A 14,752-nucleotide genomic window follows, 5' to 3' on the forward strand; every position below is an offset into this window, starting at 1 on the left:
GGGCGGGTCAGCGGACCACGCGGTGGCGGAGGTAGGTCACGCGTGAGCCGTAGGTGCGGTGCTCGACGAGGTCGAGGTTCACCCGGCGCTCGTGCCGGGGGAAGTACGGGGTGCCGCCGCCGACCAGTACAGGGTGGACCATGGTCCGGTACTCGTCGATCAGGTCGGCCGCGGCGGCCTCGGCGGCGAGGGCCGCGCCGCCGATGGCGATGTCGCCGTCGCCGGGCTCGGCCCGAAGGCGCTCGATCTCCTGGGCCAGGGTGCCGGAGGCCAGGCGGGTGTTGGTGCCCCGCACCGTCGTCAGCGTCCTGGAGAAGACCACCTTCGGCAGCGCCTTCCACAGCGCGGCCCACTCCAGCTCCGCGGCGCCGAGCGACTCGTCCTCCTCGGCGGTCTCCCAGTACAGCATCGTCTCGTACAGGCGCCGCCCCAGCAGGTGGGCGCCGGCCTCGCGGATCTCGTCCGTCCAGAAGCCGAAGACGTCGTCGTCCGGGTCGCTCCAGTCGATGCCGCCGCTCGCGTCGGCGATGTAACCGTCGAGGGACACGTTCATCGAATAGGTCACGCTGCGCATCGGAAGGCCTCCTCGGTAGCCGCTCGGGTCCGACGGTACGGCCGCCGGGCGGGCGCCGCAGCAGGTGTCGACGGATGTCGACGGATGTCGAGGATGCGGCGCCCGGGCGGAGGAGGCGGACTAGTCGACCGGCGAGACGCGGATGAGGTTGCCGTCCGGGTCCGCGACCACGAAGGTGCGGCCGAAGACCTCGTCGTGGGGCTCCTCCACCACGGTGACGCCCTTGGCCACCCACTCGGCGTGGACGGCGTCGACGGCCGCCGCGGAGCCGGGGACCATGAGGCCGACCTCCGAGGTGCGCGGGGTGCCGGGCGCGATCTGGTCGCCGCGGCCGCTCCAGACGGCGAACAGCACGCCCGGGGCCACCTCGAAGGGGACGTAACGCGGTGTCGTGATCACGGGCTTGATGTCGAACAGGTCGGAGTAGAAGGCGGTCGCGCGCTCGACGTCGTTGACGTAGACGAGGAAGAGGTTGGGTGCGGACATGGGTATCGGCTCCTTGCGGACGGGCCGGTCGGATCCGGCCTTCGGTGCCAGCCTCGTCTGCGAACATGACAGAAGGTGTCATGTTCGAGGTGTCATGTTCGGGTGAGGAGGCTGCCGGATGAGCCGGCCGCAGCGTTTGATCGAGCTTCTGGCGGCGTTGCAGACGCGTCGGCGGACCACGGCCGAGGAGCTGGCCGGGGAGCTGGGGGTGTCGACCAGGACCGTGCTGCGCGACGTGCGGGCGCTCGTCGACGCCGGGATTCCCGTCTTCACCGAGCGGGGCACCTACGGCGGGATCAGCCTGCTGCCCGGTGACCAGGCCGACCTGTCGAAGCTGACGACCGGCGAGGCGGACCTGCTGCGGGCGGTCGGGCTCGACCTCGACCGCGCCCGGCAGCTCGGCGGCGAGGCGGCCGCCCGTTCGGCGCTGCGCAAGCTCACCTCGCGCAGGCAGCCGCCGCCTGCCCGGGACGACCTGCCGCTCGCGCTGACGGACGTGATCGCGATCGACAACCGGCCCTGGTTCGAGGACGACGTGCCCCTGATCGACGTCGCGGGGCTGGTCCGGGACGTGCGGACGGCGAAGCGGCTGCGGATCGTCTACCGCAGGAGCGGCGCCCCGTCCGCGCGGGAGTCGGTGGTCGATCCCTACGGGCTCGTGCAGCGGGGCGGGCGTTGGTACCTGGTGGCCGACCAGGACGGGCGGCCGCGGATGTTCGCGCTCACCCGGCTTCAGCGGTGGCTCGTGCTCGACGAACCGCGGCGGCTGCGGGCCGGTGCCGATCTCGCGGGCTCCGCAAGGGAGTTGGCGGAGGCGCTGGAGGGTGCGGGGCGGGTGCTGGTCACCGCGCGCGTCGACGCCGGGAGCCTGGACCTCGCCCGGCGGATCCTGGGGGCCCGGCTCCTGGCGGTGGGCGACGCGGGGGAGCCGGGGGAGGACGGGCGGGTCGAGGTGACCGTGGCGTACCGGGGGATCGACGGGGTGCGGCAGCTGCTCCAGTTCGGCGAGCACATCGAGGTCGTCGCCCCGGAGGCCGCGCGGCGCCTGGTCGAGCGGCTCGCTGCTCACCTCGTCCGCGCCCACACCCCTGTCGCCGACACGTGAACACTTCCCCGCATCCGTTCGGCCCCCGCGCGAATGAGCCACCGCAGGACAGAAGCACCCTTCTGTCCTCGCCGTGCGGCCCCGCCCCCTACGGCGCCACGTCCTCCAGGGCGCGGCCGCTGGTCTCCTCCGCCCAGGCCGCCGCCGTCAGCGAGCCCGCGACGGCGACGACGGCCAGGGTCACGAACACCGTGCCGACCGCGCCACCGGCGTAGATGGCGCCCACGACGATCGGGCCGAGGATGACGCCCAGGCGGTTCATCGCGCCGCCGACGCTGGAGCCCAGCGCCCTGATCCGGGTGGGGAACAGCTCCGGCGTGTACAGGTAGAGGCAGATGTTGGAGCCGAAGAGGAACACGGCCGCGAGGGAGGTCCAGGCCAGGACGCCGCCCGCCGAGTCGCCCCCGGTCAGGCCCAGCAGGAGCAAGCACAGGGCCGCCGCCGCCATGCACCAGGTCACCGTGGCGCGGCGGCCGGCCCGGTCGACCGTGAGGGCCACGAGCAGACAGCCGGCCAGGCCCGCGCAGCTCGTCACCGTCGAGTAGAGCAGCGCCGTGGACAGGTCGAGGCCGAAGTGGTCCTCGTAGATGGTCGGCAGCCAGGACGTGATGCCGTAGTTCGCGAAGTAGCCCGTGAACCACAGGGCGCCGATCACGAGGGTGCGCCTGCCGTAGCGGCCGCTCAGCAGCTCGCGCAGGCCGCCGGTGCCGCCGCTGCCCGCGGGCGCGGGGACGGGGACGGGGCGGGCCGGTGCGGGGTCCGGCAGCGGGGCTCTCGTGATCCTCTCGACCTTCTCCTCGATCGACGCCATCGTCGCCCGCGCCTCCTCGTGCCTGCCGTGGTCGGCGAGCCAGCGGGGCGACTCGGGGACCCAGCGGGCGAGGGCGAAGCACAGCACGCCGGGGACGGCCGCCAGGCCGAACATCCAGCGCCAGCCGAGCAGCGGCACCAGCCAGGCGGCGAGCAGCGCGCCCGCGGTCAGACCCGCCGGGAACACCAGCTCGTACAGGAGGACGAAGCGGCCGCGCTGGTGGGCGCGGGTGATCTCCGCGATGAAGGTGGCCGCGATCGGCACCTCGCCGCCGATGGCCATGCCCTGGACGAAGCGGAGCGCCATGAAGGGCTCGGGGGAGGTGCACAGGGTCAGGGCCAGGTTGCACAGGCCGGACAGCGCGATGCAGCCGGCGATGACCTTCACCCGGCCGATCCGGTCCGCGAGCCGGCCCGAGACCAGGGCGCCGATCAGCATGCCGACCGAGCCGACGGTCATCAGGGCGGTGACCTGGCTCGTGCCGAGGTGCCACTCGTCACGCAGCTCGGGCAGCGCGTAGGCGATCAGAAGCTGGTCGAACGCCTCGAAGAACGTGACGGCGCCGACGACCAGCCGGACCATCACCTGCCAGCGGCACAGCGGCAGGCGTTCGAAGCGGGCGCCGATGGCGGCCGCGAGCGCGGCGGAGTCGCCGGTGCCGTCGCTTCGGCCGTCGTCTCGTCGGCCCGGGGTGTCACGGGCTGCGTCGATCGTCATGGGTGGGTCTCCGGATCCCGTGCGTCGGGGAGTGCGCGAGCCCGCACGGAGGGTTCGGGCCGTACGGCACGACGGAGCAGCCGCGTGCCGGCGGCGATGAGGGGATGAGGGCGGGAGAGGTGCGGCGACAGCCCACTTATGTAGGCGCTGAATGTCTCAGTGCTTAAGTTCTACCGGTAGCCCGCCGATGTTAGGCAAGCCTTACTCCTGACGTCGTAAAAAATTCCCGGTCCCGGGTCCCTTGCGGGGAAAATAGTTAAGCCCTTAGATTTCTAGTGCTTAGACACGACGGTCGGGAGCAAGGCCCCAGCCGTGTCCGCGAGTTCCCGCACCGTCCCCTCCCGCCCCTACCGGAGGCCCCCATGCCGCGCATCCCAGCCGACGAGATCCTCATCGCGGGGCAGTGGCGGCGCGGCGCCGGCCTGCCGATCCACACCGTCGACCCGGCCGACGGCACCGTCCTCACCACCGTCCACGCGGCCTCACCGGACGACGTGGACGAGGCCGCGCACGCCGCCGCCGCGGCCGCCGCCGCCCCCGAGTGGCGGGAGCTGCCGCCGCACCGCCGGGCCCGCGTCCTGTACCGGATCGGCGACCTGATCGAGGAGCAGGCCGGCGACCTGGCCGCGCTCCAGACCGCCGACACCGGCAAGACGCTCGCCGAGACCCGCGCGCTCGCCCTGAGCGCCGCCGGCACCTTCCGGTACACGGCCGCCGCGCTGGAGACCGCCGAGGACGCGCTCACCCCCTCGCGCGGCCCTTACCTGACGATGAGCACCTACGAGCCGATCGGTGTCGTCGGCGCGGTCAACCCGTGGAACTCGCCCATCGCCTCCGACGCGCAGAAGGTCGCGCCCGCGCTCGGCGGCGGCAACGCCGTCCTGCTCAAGCCCGCCGAGTGGACCCCGCTGGTCTCCCTCGCGTTCGGCCGCCTCGTCCACCGGGTCCTCACCGAGGAGCAGTTGCCGACCGCACTGCTCGCCGTACTGCCGGGCAAGGGCAGTGTGGTCGGCGACGCGATCGTCCGGCACCCGCTGGTCGGCCGGATCGGCTTCACCGGCGGCACCACCACCGGGCGCGCCATCGCCCGCGCCGCCGCCGGCAAACTCGTCCCCGCCTCGCTCGAACTCGGCGGCAAGTCGCCGACGATCGTGCGCGAGGACGCCGACACGGAACAGGCCCTCGCGGGCGTCATGTACGGGATCTTCTCCTCCAGCGGCCAGTCCTGCATCGCCGGGTCCCGCCTGTTCGTCCACGCCTCCCGCTACGACTCCTTCGTCGGCGAACTGGCCGAGCGGACACGGAAACTGCGCGTCGGCCCCGGCACCTCCCCCGACACCCAGGTCGCGCCGCTCGTCCACCACGCGCACCGCGACGCCGTCGCCGCCGCCGTCGACCGCGCCCGCGAGGAGGGCGGCCGCGTGCTGTGCGGCGGCGCCGCCCCCGAGGGCGAGCGGTACGCGAAGGGCGCCTACTACCTGCCGACCGTCATCGACTCCCTGCCGAACTCCGCCCGCGCCTGCCAGGAGGAGATCTTCGGCCCGGTCCTGGTCGCCCTGCCCTACGAGGACGAGGACGAACTGGTCGCCCTGGCCAACGACTCCGTCTACGGCCTCGCCTGCGGCATCTGGACCCGCGACGCGCGGGCCGCCTGGCGGCTCGGGCGGCGCATCCAGGCCGGCACCGTCTGGATCAACACCTACAAGCAGTTCTCCATCTCCACCCCCTTCGGCGGGATGAAGGACTCCGGGCTCGGCATCGAGAAGGGCCGCGACCTGATCCGCGCCTACCAACGGCAGAAGTCCCTGTACTGGGGCACCGACGCCACGCCCCTGCCCTGGGCCAACTGACCCACCCCTAGGGAGACCCCGCCATGAACCAGCCCCCGATCGGCCGCCTGCGCGCCCTGCGCTCGGTCGAGCTGCTCACCCCGAACTTCGCCGACGCCGTCGACTTCTACGAGGAGGTCTGGGGCCTGGAGGTCGTCGAGGCCGAACACAGCGCGAGCTGGCTGCGCGGCACCGGCGAGGAGCACCACGCGCTGCGGCTGACCCGCTCCGACACGATCGGTCTCGGCCGCCTGGTCTTCGCGCTCGGCACCCCGGCCGAAGTGGATCAGGCCGCACAGCGGCTGCGGGCGCGCGGCATCGCCCTCGTCACCGAACCCGGCCCCCTCGACCAGGTCGGCGGCGGCTACGGGCTGCGCTTCCACGACCTCGACGGACGGCTGATCGAACTGTCCGCCGAGACCTGGGCGGTCACCGCGCGCGGCCGGGACGCGTCCCTGCCGGTGGGCGTCACCCACGCCGTCCTCAACACCCCCGACATCGACGCCTCCGTCGCCTTCTACCGCGACGTGCTCGGCATGCGCGTCTCCGACTGGTCCGAGCACCAGATGGCGTTCCTGCGCTGCGGCACCGACCACCACTGCGTCGCCTTCAACCAGGCGCCGTGGGTCTCGCTCAACCACGTGGCCTACGAGATGACGTCGCTGGACCACTTCATGCGCGGCCTCGGCCGGCTCCGCCACCACGGCGTCACCCCCGAGTGGGGACCCGGCCGGCACGGCCCCGGCAACAACACCTTCTCGTACTTCACCGACCCCACCGGCCTGGTGTGCGAGTACACCACCGAGGTCGCCCAGATCGTCGAGGACACCTGGATCTGCAAGGTGTGGCGGCGCACCCCCGAGCTGTCCGACCTGTGGGGGACCGCGGGCCCGCCCTCGCAGCGGATCCGCGCCCACATGGCGGGCACCCCCGACGGCAGCCCGGTCGCGGCGCCCGTGGACGCCCGCACCGAGAACCCCACCCCCGCCGGCACCGAAGGAGCAGCGGCATGAACGGCGGCACACGCAAGGTCGGCCTCATCGGCTGGGGCGCCATCGGCCGCACCGTCGGCGGCGCACTCGCCGCCGGTGACATCCCCGGCGCCGAACTCGCCGGCATCGTCGACAACCGCCCCCTCGGCGACGCCGTCCCCGCCCCCCAGCTCACCGTGGAAGGAGCCCTCGACGCCTGCGACCTGATCGTCGAGGCGGCCGGGCAGGGCGTCGTACGGGAGTGGGGCGAGACGATCCTCGCCTCCGGCACCGACCTGCTCGTGGCCTCCACCGGAGCGCTCACCGACGAGGACCTCGCCAAGCGGCTCCTCGCGGCCGGACCCGGCCGGGTCTACTTCACCGGCGGCGCGGTCGGCGGCCTCGACCTGCTCCAGGCCGTACGGGCCATGGGACCGCTCGGCGAGGTCACCCTGACCACCACCAAACTCCCGTCCACCCTCGAACAGCCCTGGATGGACGAGGAGACGCTCGCCCGGCTGCGGTCCGCGACCGGCCCCGTGGAGGTCATGGCCGGCACCGCCCGCGACGTACCGGCGAACTTCCCCCGGTCCACCAACGTCGCCGCCTCCGTGGCCCTCGCGGTCGGCGACCTCGACGCGGTGCGGGTCAGGGTCGTCGCCGACCCGGCGGCCGACCACACCTCCCACGTGATCGAGGCGAGCGGGCCGCAGGGCGCGTACCGCTTCGAGGTGCGCCACCTGCCCGACCCCGCCAACCCGGCCACCAGCCAGGTCGTCCCGTACGCCGTGCTGCGCTCGCTCGCGGCCCTGGCCGGACGCCGGGGGCAGATCCTGTGACCGCCCACGACCTCGCCGGGCTGCACCTGGCGGACACCGGCGGTGACGGGCCGCTGGTGCTGTGCCTGCACGGCATCGGCTCCTCGTCCGCCGCCTTCGCACCGCAGACCGGCGCCCTCGCCGCCGCGGGACACCGGGTCGTCGCCTGGGACGCCCCCGGCTACGGCCGGTCCGCCGACCCGGACGGCGACCTCACCCTCGACGACTACGCCGACACCGCCGCCGCCGTCATCCGCTCCCGGGACGCCGAGGCGCACGTCGTCGGCGTCTCCTGGGGCGGTGTCATCGCCCTGCGGCTCGCCACCCGGCACCCGGACCTCGTCGCCTCCCTCACCGTCGCCGACTCCACCCCCGGCTCCGGCACCAGCCCCGAGAAGGCCGCCGCCATGCGCGCCCGCGTGCCCGAACTGGAGCGGGTCGGCGCACGCGCCTTCGCCGAGGAGCGCGGCCCCCGGCTGCTGTCGCGGGACGCGCCGCCCGCACTGGTGCGGCGGGTCGTCGACACCATGGCCGACGCGATCCGCCCGGCCGGCTACCGGCAGGCGGCCGAGTCGATGGCCGCCACCGACCTGCGCGGCGAACTCGCCGACGTCGCCGCGCCCACCCTCGTCCTGTGCGGGGACCGGGACCGGATCACCGGTCCCGACGCCTCCCAGGTCCTGGCCGGCGGTCTGCACCGGACCGCCTACGTGATCGTCAAGGACGCCGGTCACCTGGCCAACCAGGAGCAGCCCGAGCACGTCAACGCCTGGCTGCTCTCCCACCTCCACATCGTCACCGACACCCGCACCCGGAAGGGCTGATCACCATGCCGCTGACCACCGACGACTACGACAACGGCTCGGACCTCGCCAAGTACACCGACTCCCTGATCGCCACCAAGGCCTCCCGCGAGCCGGACTGGGGCACCCTCTCCTTCCAGGAGAAGGCAGGCCCGCAGTTCAAGCGGGCGCAGATCCGCTACGTCGGCTCCGGCGCCACCGGCAACCACGACGACGACGGCCGCATCCTGCCCTCCGGCGGCTTCACCTTCTCCAACATGCTGCTGCCGCCCGGCGCCGAGGGCCCCGCCCACACCCACCACGACGTGGAGGAGGCCTTCTTCGTCCTGGAGGGCCAGGTCCGCGTCGGCATCCACCGCGGCCCCGACGAGACCGAGTACCGCACCCTCGGCTACCGCGACATGATCGTGGTGCCCGCCGGGGTGACCCGCTCGCTGAAGAACGAGGGCGACACCGACGCGCTGTTCTGCGTGATCATCGGTACGCGTAAGCCCCAGGTGCCGACCTACCCCGAGTACTCCCCGCTGTACGGCGTCACCCGTGACTGACCCGGCCACCGGGCGCCGCACGGTCGTCGTCACCGGTGCCGGCCGTGGCCTGGGGGAGGCCATGGCCCGCCGGGCGGCGGCCGACGGGTACCGCGTTGTCGTCGCCGAGCTGAACGAGGAGTGGGGCTCCCGTACGGCGGCGGCGATCCGCGAGGCGGGCGGCGCGGCCGACTTCGTCCCGCTGGACGTCGCCGACCCCGCCTCCGTCGAGGCACTCGCCGGCCGTCTCGCCCCCGCCGGGAGCGTGTACGGACTGGTCAACAACGCGGCGCTGGCCAACGGCGTCGGCGGCCGGGAGTTCCAGGACATCGACGTCGCCACCTGGGACCGGCTGATGACCGTCAACGCGCGCGGCCCCTGGCTCGTCGCCAAGCACCTGCTGCCCCTGATGTCCGACCCCGGACGGATCGTCAACATCGCCTCCGACGCGGCCCTCTACGGCTCGCCGCGCCTTGCGCACTACATCGCCTCCAAGGGCGCCGTCGTCGCCCTCACCCGGGCGATGGCCCGCGAACTGGGCGGCCGGGGCATCACCGTCAACGCGGTCGCGCCGGGCCTGACGGAGGTCGAGGCGACCGAGACGGTACCGGCCGAACGGCACGCGCTGTACGCGGCGAACCGCGCCATCGCCCGGCCGCAGCACCCCGACGACCTGGTGGGGCTCGTCTCCTTCCTGCTCGGCGAGGAGTCCCGCTACCTCACCGGACAGGTCGTCGCCGTCAACGGCGGCTTCACCATGCACTGACCCCCCGCCCCACCCGCACCCCCCTGCAAGGAGTACCCATGGACCTCGGCCTCGCCGACCGCACCGTCCTGGTCACCGGCGGCAGCTCCGGCGTCGGCCTGGCCACGGTCCGCGCCCTGCTCGGCGAAGGCGCCCGCGTCGCCACCTGCGGCCGGGACGCCGACCGGCTCGCCAAGGCCGCCGCCTCCCTCGGCGCCGGCCGAGAGCGCCTGTACACCGGCGTCTGCGACGTCCGGGACGCCGCCGCCGTACGGGACTTCACCGAGCGCGCCGCCGACCGCCTCGGCGGACGCCTCGACGGGCTCGTCAACAACGCCGGCCAGTCGCGGATGAAGAGCCTCGACGAGACGACCGGCGACGACTGGCGCGACGAGCTGGAGCTGAAGTTCGCGGGCGTCCTGAACCCCCTCGCCGCCGCCCGCGCCCACCTGCGCTCCTCCGACGCCGCCGCGATCGTCAACGTCAACGCCGTCCTCGCCAAGCAGCCCGAGACCCGGCTCATCACCACCAGCGCCGCCCGGGCCGGCATCCTCAACCTCTCCACCTCCCTGGCCCGCGAACTCGCCCCCGAGGGCATCCGCGTCAACTCCGTCTGCCTCGGCCTGGTCGACACCGGCCAGTGGACCCGCCGCCACGCGGCCGCCGACAGCGGCCTCACCTACGAGGACTGGCAGGCGGAGATCGCCGCCGACCGGGGCATCGCGCTGGGCCGCCTCGGCCGCGCCGAGGAGGTCGCCTACGCGATCGTCTCGCTGCTCTCGCCGCGCGCCTCCTACATCACCGGAACCAGCATCGACGTCTGCGGCGGAGTCGGCCGCGGCATCCTCTGAGGAGTTCGCATGCGTTACGACCACGGTGGCGGACTCCTGGCCGCCCACCTCAAGTCCCTCGGCGTCGACACCGTCTTCGGCATCGTCTCCGTGCACAACCTGCCGCTGGTGGAGGCCGTCGAGGCAGACCCGGAGCTGCGGTTCGTGCCGGTGCGGCACGAGGCGAGCGCCGTCAACGCCGCCGACGCCCACGGCCGGGCCCGCGGCACCCTCGGCTGCGCCCTCACCTCCACCGGCACCGGCGCCGGCAACGCGGCGGGCTCCCTGATCGAGGCCCTGTCATCGGGATCCCCCGTGCTGCACATCACCGGGCAGGTGGAGTCCGCCCACCTCGGCAGCGGACGCGGCTTCATCCACGAGACCAAGGACCAGCTCGGCATGCTGACCGCGGTCTCCGCGTACGCCGCCACCGTCACCTCCGCCCGGGACGCGGGCCGCGTCCTGCGCGAGGCCTCCGCCGCCGCGCTCGCGCTCCCGGGCGGCCCCGCGAGCGTGGAGTGGCCGATCGACCTCCAGTACGCCGTCCAGGAGGACGACGGCGCCACCGTGCCCGTCGCCGCGCCCCCGGTGCCGGACACCTCCGCACTCGCCGCGGCGTGCGACCTGCTCGCCTCGGCCCGGCGCCCGCTGATCTGGGCGGGCGGCGGGGCCAACACCGCCCGCGACCAGCTCCTCGCCCTGCTGGAGGCGACCGGCGCGGGCCTGCTCACCTCCAACTCCGGGCGGGGCTCCGTACCCGAGGACCACGAGCAGGTCGTCGGCAACTTCGCCACCACGCCCGCCGGACGCGCGCTCCTGGCCGACGCGGACGTCCTGGTCACCGTCGGCACCCACTTCCGGTCCAACGAGACCGCCGACTACGGGCTGCGCCTGCCCGAGGCGCACATCCAGATCGACGTCGACGCCGCCGCCCTCGGCCGGGTGTACCCCGCCCGGCACGCCCTGCACGGCGACTCCCGCGCCGTCCTGCCGCGCCTCACCGAGGCCGTCGTACGGGCCGACGCCGACTGGACGGCACGCGTCCGCCGGGTGCGCGGCGAGGTACGGGACGCCCTGCACGACGGCATCGGCCCGCAGGCCGCGATCTGCGACGCCCTCACCGCCGCCCTGCCGCGCGGCAGCGTCGTCGCCCGGGACGTGACCATCCCGTCCTCGTCCTGGGGCAACCGCCTGCTGCCCATGCACGATCCCCGGGCCAACGTCTTCCCGCGCGGCGGCGGCATCGGCCAGGGCCTCGCCATGGGCATCGGCGCGGCCCTCGCCCGGCCCGGCGAGCCCACCGTCGTGATCGCGGGCGACGGCGGCCTCGCCGTCCACCTCGGTGAACTGCTCACCCTCGCCCAGGAACGGCCCCGCCTGACCCTGATCGTCTTCAACGACGGCGGCTACGGAGTGCTGCGCAACATGCAGGCCACGTACACCGAACGCCGCTCCGGAGTCGACCTGTTCACCCCCGACTTCGCGCAGCTCGCCGCCGCCTGCGCTCTCCCGTACGCACGCATCGGCGACGCGAGCGAGGCCGCCAAGGTGATCGACGCCGCCGTCGCCTCCGACGGGCCGACCCTCGTCGAGGTCGACCTGGCCGCGCTCGGCCCGATGAAGAACCCGTTCACCCCGCCCGTCAAGATCCCCGCCCGGTAGGGAGGCCCGCCGACATGAGCACCACCGAAGCCGCCGAAGAGCAGCAACTGGACCTCCTCGTCCACCGCACCACCTGGGAGGCCGAGGGCGTCCTCTCCGTCGAGCTGGTCCACCCCGAGGGCAAGCCGCTGCCCGCCTGGACGCCGGGCGCCCACCTGGACCTGCACGTCGGCGGCCACGTCCGCCAGTACAGCCTGTGCGGCGACCCCGAGGACACCGGGAGGTACCGGCTCGGCGTCCTCAACGAGCCGACCTCGCGCGGCGGTTCGCGGCACGTGCACACCAGGCTGCGGCCCGGCCAGACTGTGCGGGTGGCCGGGCCGCGCAACCACTTCGCCCTCGAACCGGCCGCCTCCTACGTCTTCGTCGCCGGCGGCATCGGCATCACCCCGATCCTCGCCATGGCCCGCCGGGCGGAGCGGGACGGCGTCCCGTACCGGCTGGTGCACGGCGGGCGGACCCGCGCCTCGATGGCGTTCGGCGGCGAACTCGCGGCGCTCGGCGGCGAGGTGACCCTCGTACCGCAGGACGAGCGGGGGCACATCGACGTGGCCGGCACCCTCGCGGACCTGCCGGCCGGCGCGCTGGTGTACTGCTGCGGCCCCGAACCGCTGCTCAAGGCCGTCGAGGCGGCGGCGCCCGAGGGGCGGCTGCGCACCGAGCGGTTCGCCGCGCCCGCCGTGATCCGCGAGGGCGACGACGGCGCCTTCGACGTCGAGTGCCGCGCCTCGGGCGTGACCCTGCGCGTGGACGCCGGGACCTCCGTCCTGGAGGCCGCCGAGAACGCCGGGCTCACCGTCGCCTCCTCCTGCCGGGACGGCATCTGCGGCTCCTGCGAGACCCGCGTCCTGGCCGGCACCCCCGACCACCGCGACTTCCTGCTCAGCGACGCCGAGCGGGCCGCCGGCGAGACGATGATGATCTGCGTCTCGCGCTGCGCCTCGGACCGCCTCGTGCTGGACCTCTGACCCCCTCACGCCTTCGATGGAGAACGCCGTGCCCGAGACCTGGCCCTTCCTGGACCCCCACCAGACCCGCGACCACGAGCCCACCCCGTACGAGCTGAAGCTCGCCCGCACGCTCGAGGACATCTTCACCGAGGACGGTCACGAACTGGCCGACGTGATCGACGGACTCAACAACCGCCAGCTGCGCACGCCGACCGGCGAGCCCTGGACCGAGGAGTCCTTCCGCGCCGAGATGAACCGCCTGGGAGCCTGACATGACCCTCTCCACCCACGACAGCGCCGACCACATCTACGCCCACGGCCTGCGCAACCAGTGGCACCCCGTCGTACCCTCCGACTTCGTCGCACCCGGCGACATGCGCCGGGTGACCGCACTCGGCGAGAACTGGCTGCTCTTCCGCAAGTCCGACGGCGGCCTGTCCATGCTCGCCGACCGCTGCCCGCACCGCGGCGCGCCCCTCTCCCTCGGCAAGCACCTGGGCGACCGGGTCGCCTGCTGGTACCACGGCGTCGAGGTCGACACCGCCGGCACCGTCACCTCGGTACCCGGACTGCCCGGCTGCGCCCTGGAGGGCAAGACCCTCGTCACCTCGCTGCCGGTGCGCGAGGTCGGCGGCGCGATCCTCGCCTGGTTCGGCGACGAGGAACACCCCGAGCCGGGGGAACTCACCCTGCCCGAACCGCTGGCCGACGAGGAGATCTCCGCCTTCCTCTGCTACGCGGAGTGGGACGTGCCGTGGCGGTACGCCATGGAGAACCTGCTCGACCCGATGCACGGCGCGTTCCTGCACTCCGAGTCGCACACCATGTTCGCCGGGGACACCACCGCCAGGTTCCGCATCCGCGAGACCGGGCGGGGCTACTTCTTCGAGAAGACCGACCAGCGGGGCGTCAACTTCGACTGGGTCGAGCTGTGCCACACCGGCGTCGACTGGGTGGACCTGTCCATCCCCTATCCGCCGTCGGCGGGCCCCGGCGGCCCGTTCGGCATCGTCGGCATGGCCTGCCCGGTGGACGCGGGACGCACCGGCGTCTTCTTCTGGCGCTACCGGAAGGTGAGCGACTGGCAGCGGGACACCTGGCGGTTCCTGTACAAGACGCTCATCGAGGCCCGTCACTGGGAGGTCCTGGAGCAGGACCGCGTGATGCTGGAGAACATGCCCGCGGACGCCGACCAGCGCGAGAACCTCTACCAGCACGACCTGGGCGTGGTCCGGCTGCGCCGGCTGTACCGGGCCCGGGCGGAACAGCAGTCGAAGGCGCCGGCCGCCGCTCAGCCCGCGTCGGCGCGCTGATCCGGGACGTCGTCGGAATCCACGATCGAGCGTTCCAGCTTCGACAGCAGGCGGCCCAGTTGACGGTGCTCGGCGGGCGAGAGTCCGCCGAGCATCCGGCGCTCGTTCTCCAGGTGCTCGCTGAACACCTCGTCCACCTTCGCCAGGCCCGCCTCGGTGAGCCGCGAATACACCACCCGCCGGTCCTCCGCGTCCCGTTCACGCACCAGCAGGCCGTCCTTCTCCAGCCGGTCCAGGCGCAGCGTCACCCCCGCCGAGGAGACCAGCCCGGAGGCCGCGAGCTGCCCGGCGGTCAGCCGGTACGGGGCCCCGGCCCGGCGCAGCGCGGTCAGCACGTCGAACCCGGCGACGGACAGCCCGTGTTCGTCGAGCCGCGAGGTCATCCGCGACTGGTACTGCAGATACGACCGGTGCAGCCGGGCCAGCACCTCCAGCGGGGAGGTGTCCAGCTCGGGCCGCTCACGGGCCCAGTCCCCGACGATCCCCGCCACCGCGTCCGGCCGCTTCGCCGCCCTGCCCTGCGCCATGTCTTCCCCTCGCGGCTACGTCAGATACAGAAATCTTAGCCCTAAGGGAAATCGGCCACCGCCCCCTCGCCCCCCCCGTACGGA

General features: G+C 73.5%; 16 protein-coding genes. 12 read left to right on the forward strand and 4 right to left on the reverse strand.

Features of this window, described 5'->3' with window-relative positions; translation table 11 throughout:
• Positions 1 to 7: 7 nt before the first annotated feature.
• Complete coding sequence (locus tag ACIBCJ_RS06565) at positions 8 to 574, reverse strand: dihydrofolate reductase family protein (RefSeq protein WP_362510661.1); 567 nt, start codon at positions 572 to 574, stop codon at positions 8 to 10.
• 120 nt (positions 575 to 694) lie between these two features.
• Positions 695 to 1,060 (reverse strand): VOC family protein, encoded by a 366-nt coding sequence (locus ACIBCJ_RS06570; RefSeq protein ID WP_362094689.1) that lies wholly within the window; start codon positions 1,058 to 1,060, stop codon positions 695 to 697.
• A gap of 118 nt (positions 1,061 to 1,178) precedes the next feature.
• Between ACIBCJ_RS06570 and ACIBCJ_RS06575 the strand changes: the two genes are divergently transcribed.
• A complete protein-coding gene (locus tag ACIBCJ_RS06575) occupies positions 1,179 to 2,165 on the forward strand; it encodes a WYL domain-containing protein (protein WP_365979020.1) in 987 nt (328 codons plus the stop codon).
• An 88-nt stretch (positions 2,166 to 2,253) separates the two neighbouring features.
• Here the strand turns inward: ACIBCJ_RS06575 and ACIBCJ_RS06580 are convergent, their stop codons facing one another.
• Complete coding sequence (locus ACIBCJ_RS06580; RefSeq protein ID WP_365979021.1) at positions 2,254 to 3,693, reverse strand: MFS transporter; 1,440 nt, start codon at positions 3,691 to 3,693, stop codon at positions 2,254 to 2,256.
• A gap of 362 nt (positions 3,694 to 4,055) precedes the next feature.
• Here ACIBCJ_RS06580 and ACIBCJ_RS06585 point away from each other — a divergent pair, with 362 nt between their 5' ends.
• Genes ACIBCJ_RS06585 through ACIBCJ_RS06635 form a run of 11 tightly spaced genes read left to right on the forward strand, consistent with a single transcriptional unit; the run spans position 4,056 to position 14,141 of the window.
• Positions 4,056 to 5,543, forward strand: a complete 1,488-nt coding sequence (locus tag ACIBCJ_RS06585) for an aldehyde dehydrogenase family protein (RefSeq protein ID WP_365979022.1) — start codon at positions 4,056 to 4,058, stop codon at positions 5,541 to 5,543.
• A gap of 23 nt (positions 5,544 to 5,566) precedes the next feature.
• The gene (locus ACIBCJ_RS06590) at positions 5,567 to 6,535 is read left to right on the forward strand and encodes a VOC family protein (protein ID WP_365979024.1); all 969 of its coding nucleotides are present in this window, start codon (positions 5,567 to 5,569) and stop codon (positions 6,533 to 6,535) included.
• Positions 6,532 to 7,332: an aspartate dehydrogenase domain-containing protein gene (locus ACIBCJ_RS06595; protein WP_365979025.1), complete on the forward strand. Its 801-nt coding sequence runs from the start codon at positions 6,532 to 6,534 to the stop codon at positions 7,330 to 7,332. The genes ACIBCJ_RS06590 and ACIBCJ_RS06595 overlap by 4 nt, the downstream gene beginning before the upstream one ends.
• Entirely contained in the window at positions 7,329 to 8,135 is an 807-nt protein-coding gene (locus tag ACIBCJ_RS06600) for an alpha/beta fold hydrolase (protein WP_365979026.1), read from the forward strand. Before ACIBCJ_RS06595 ends, ACIBCJ_RS06600 begins: the two co-directional genes overlap by 4 nt.
• A 5-nt stretch (positions 8,136 to 8,140) precedes the next feature.
• Complete coding sequence (locus ACIBCJ_RS06605) at positions 8,141 to 8,662, forward strand: cupin domain-containing protein (protein ID WP_362094710.1); 522 nt, start codon at positions 8,141 to 8,143, stop codon at positions 8,660 to 8,662.
• Complete coding sequence (locus tag ACIBCJ_RS06610; protein WP_362094713.1) at positions 8,655 to 9,407, forward strand: SDR family oxidoreductase; 753 nt, start codon at positions 8,655 to 8,657, stop codon at positions 9,405 to 9,407. Before ACIBCJ_RS06605 ends, ACIBCJ_RS06610 begins: the two co-directional genes overlap by 8 nt.
• Positions 9,408 to 9,445: 38 nt before the next feature.
• The gene (locus tag ACIBCJ_RS06615; RefSeq protein ID WP_362094716.1) at positions 9,446 to 10,237 is read left to right on the forward strand and encodes an SDR family oxidoreductase; all 792 of its coding nucleotides are present in this window, start codon (positions 9,446 to 9,448) and stop codon (positions 10,235 to 10,237) included.
• A 9-nt stretch (positions 10,238 to 10,246) separates the two neighbouring features.
• Positions 10,247 to 11,878, forward strand: a complete 1,632-nt coding sequence (locus tag ACIBCJ_RS06620) for a thiamine pyrophosphate-binding protein (protein WP_365979027.1) — start codon at positions 10,247 to 10,249, stop codon at positions 11,876 to 11,878.
• Between the two features lie 14 nt (positions 11,879 to 11,892).
• Entirely contained in the window at positions 11,893 to 12,846 is a 954-nt protein-coding gene (locus ACIBCJ_RS06625) for a PDR/VanB family oxidoreductase (protein ID WP_365979028.1), read from the forward strand.
• A gap of 28 nt (positions 12,847 to 12,874) precedes the next feature.
• Positions 12,875 to 13,099 (forward strand): recombinase-like helix-turn-helix domain-containing protein, encoded by a 225-nt coding sequence (locus tag ACIBCJ_RS06630; RefSeq protein ID WP_365979029.1) that lies wholly within the window; start codon positions 12,875 to 12,877, stop codon positions 13,097 to 13,099.
• Between the two features lies 1 nt (position 13,100).
• Complete coding sequence (locus ACIBCJ_RS06635; protein ID WP_362094728.1) at positions 13,101 to 14,141, forward strand: aromatic ring-hydroxylating dioxygenase subunit alpha; 1,041 nt, start codon at positions 13,101 to 13,103, stop codon at positions 14,139 to 14,141.
• Here the strand turns inward: ACIBCJ_RS06635 and ACIBCJ_RS06640 are convergent.
• Positions 14,120 to 14,668, reverse strand: a complete 549-nt coding sequence (locus ACIBCJ_RS06640; protein ID WP_133885570.1) for a MarR family winged helix-turn-helix transcriptional regulator — start codon at positions 14,666 to 14,668, stop codon at positions 14,120 to 14,122. The two genes, ACIBCJ_RS06635 and ACIBCJ_RS06640, sit on opposite strands and share 22 nt — an antisense overlap.
• Positions 14,669 to 14,752 lie beyond the last annotated feature (84 nt).

The organism is Streptomyces sp. NPDC051136, assembly GCF_044455745.1.
In the GTDB taxonomy this organism is placed as follows: domain Bacteria; phylum Actinomycetota; class Actinomycetes; order Streptomycetales; family Streptomycetaceae; genus Streptomyces.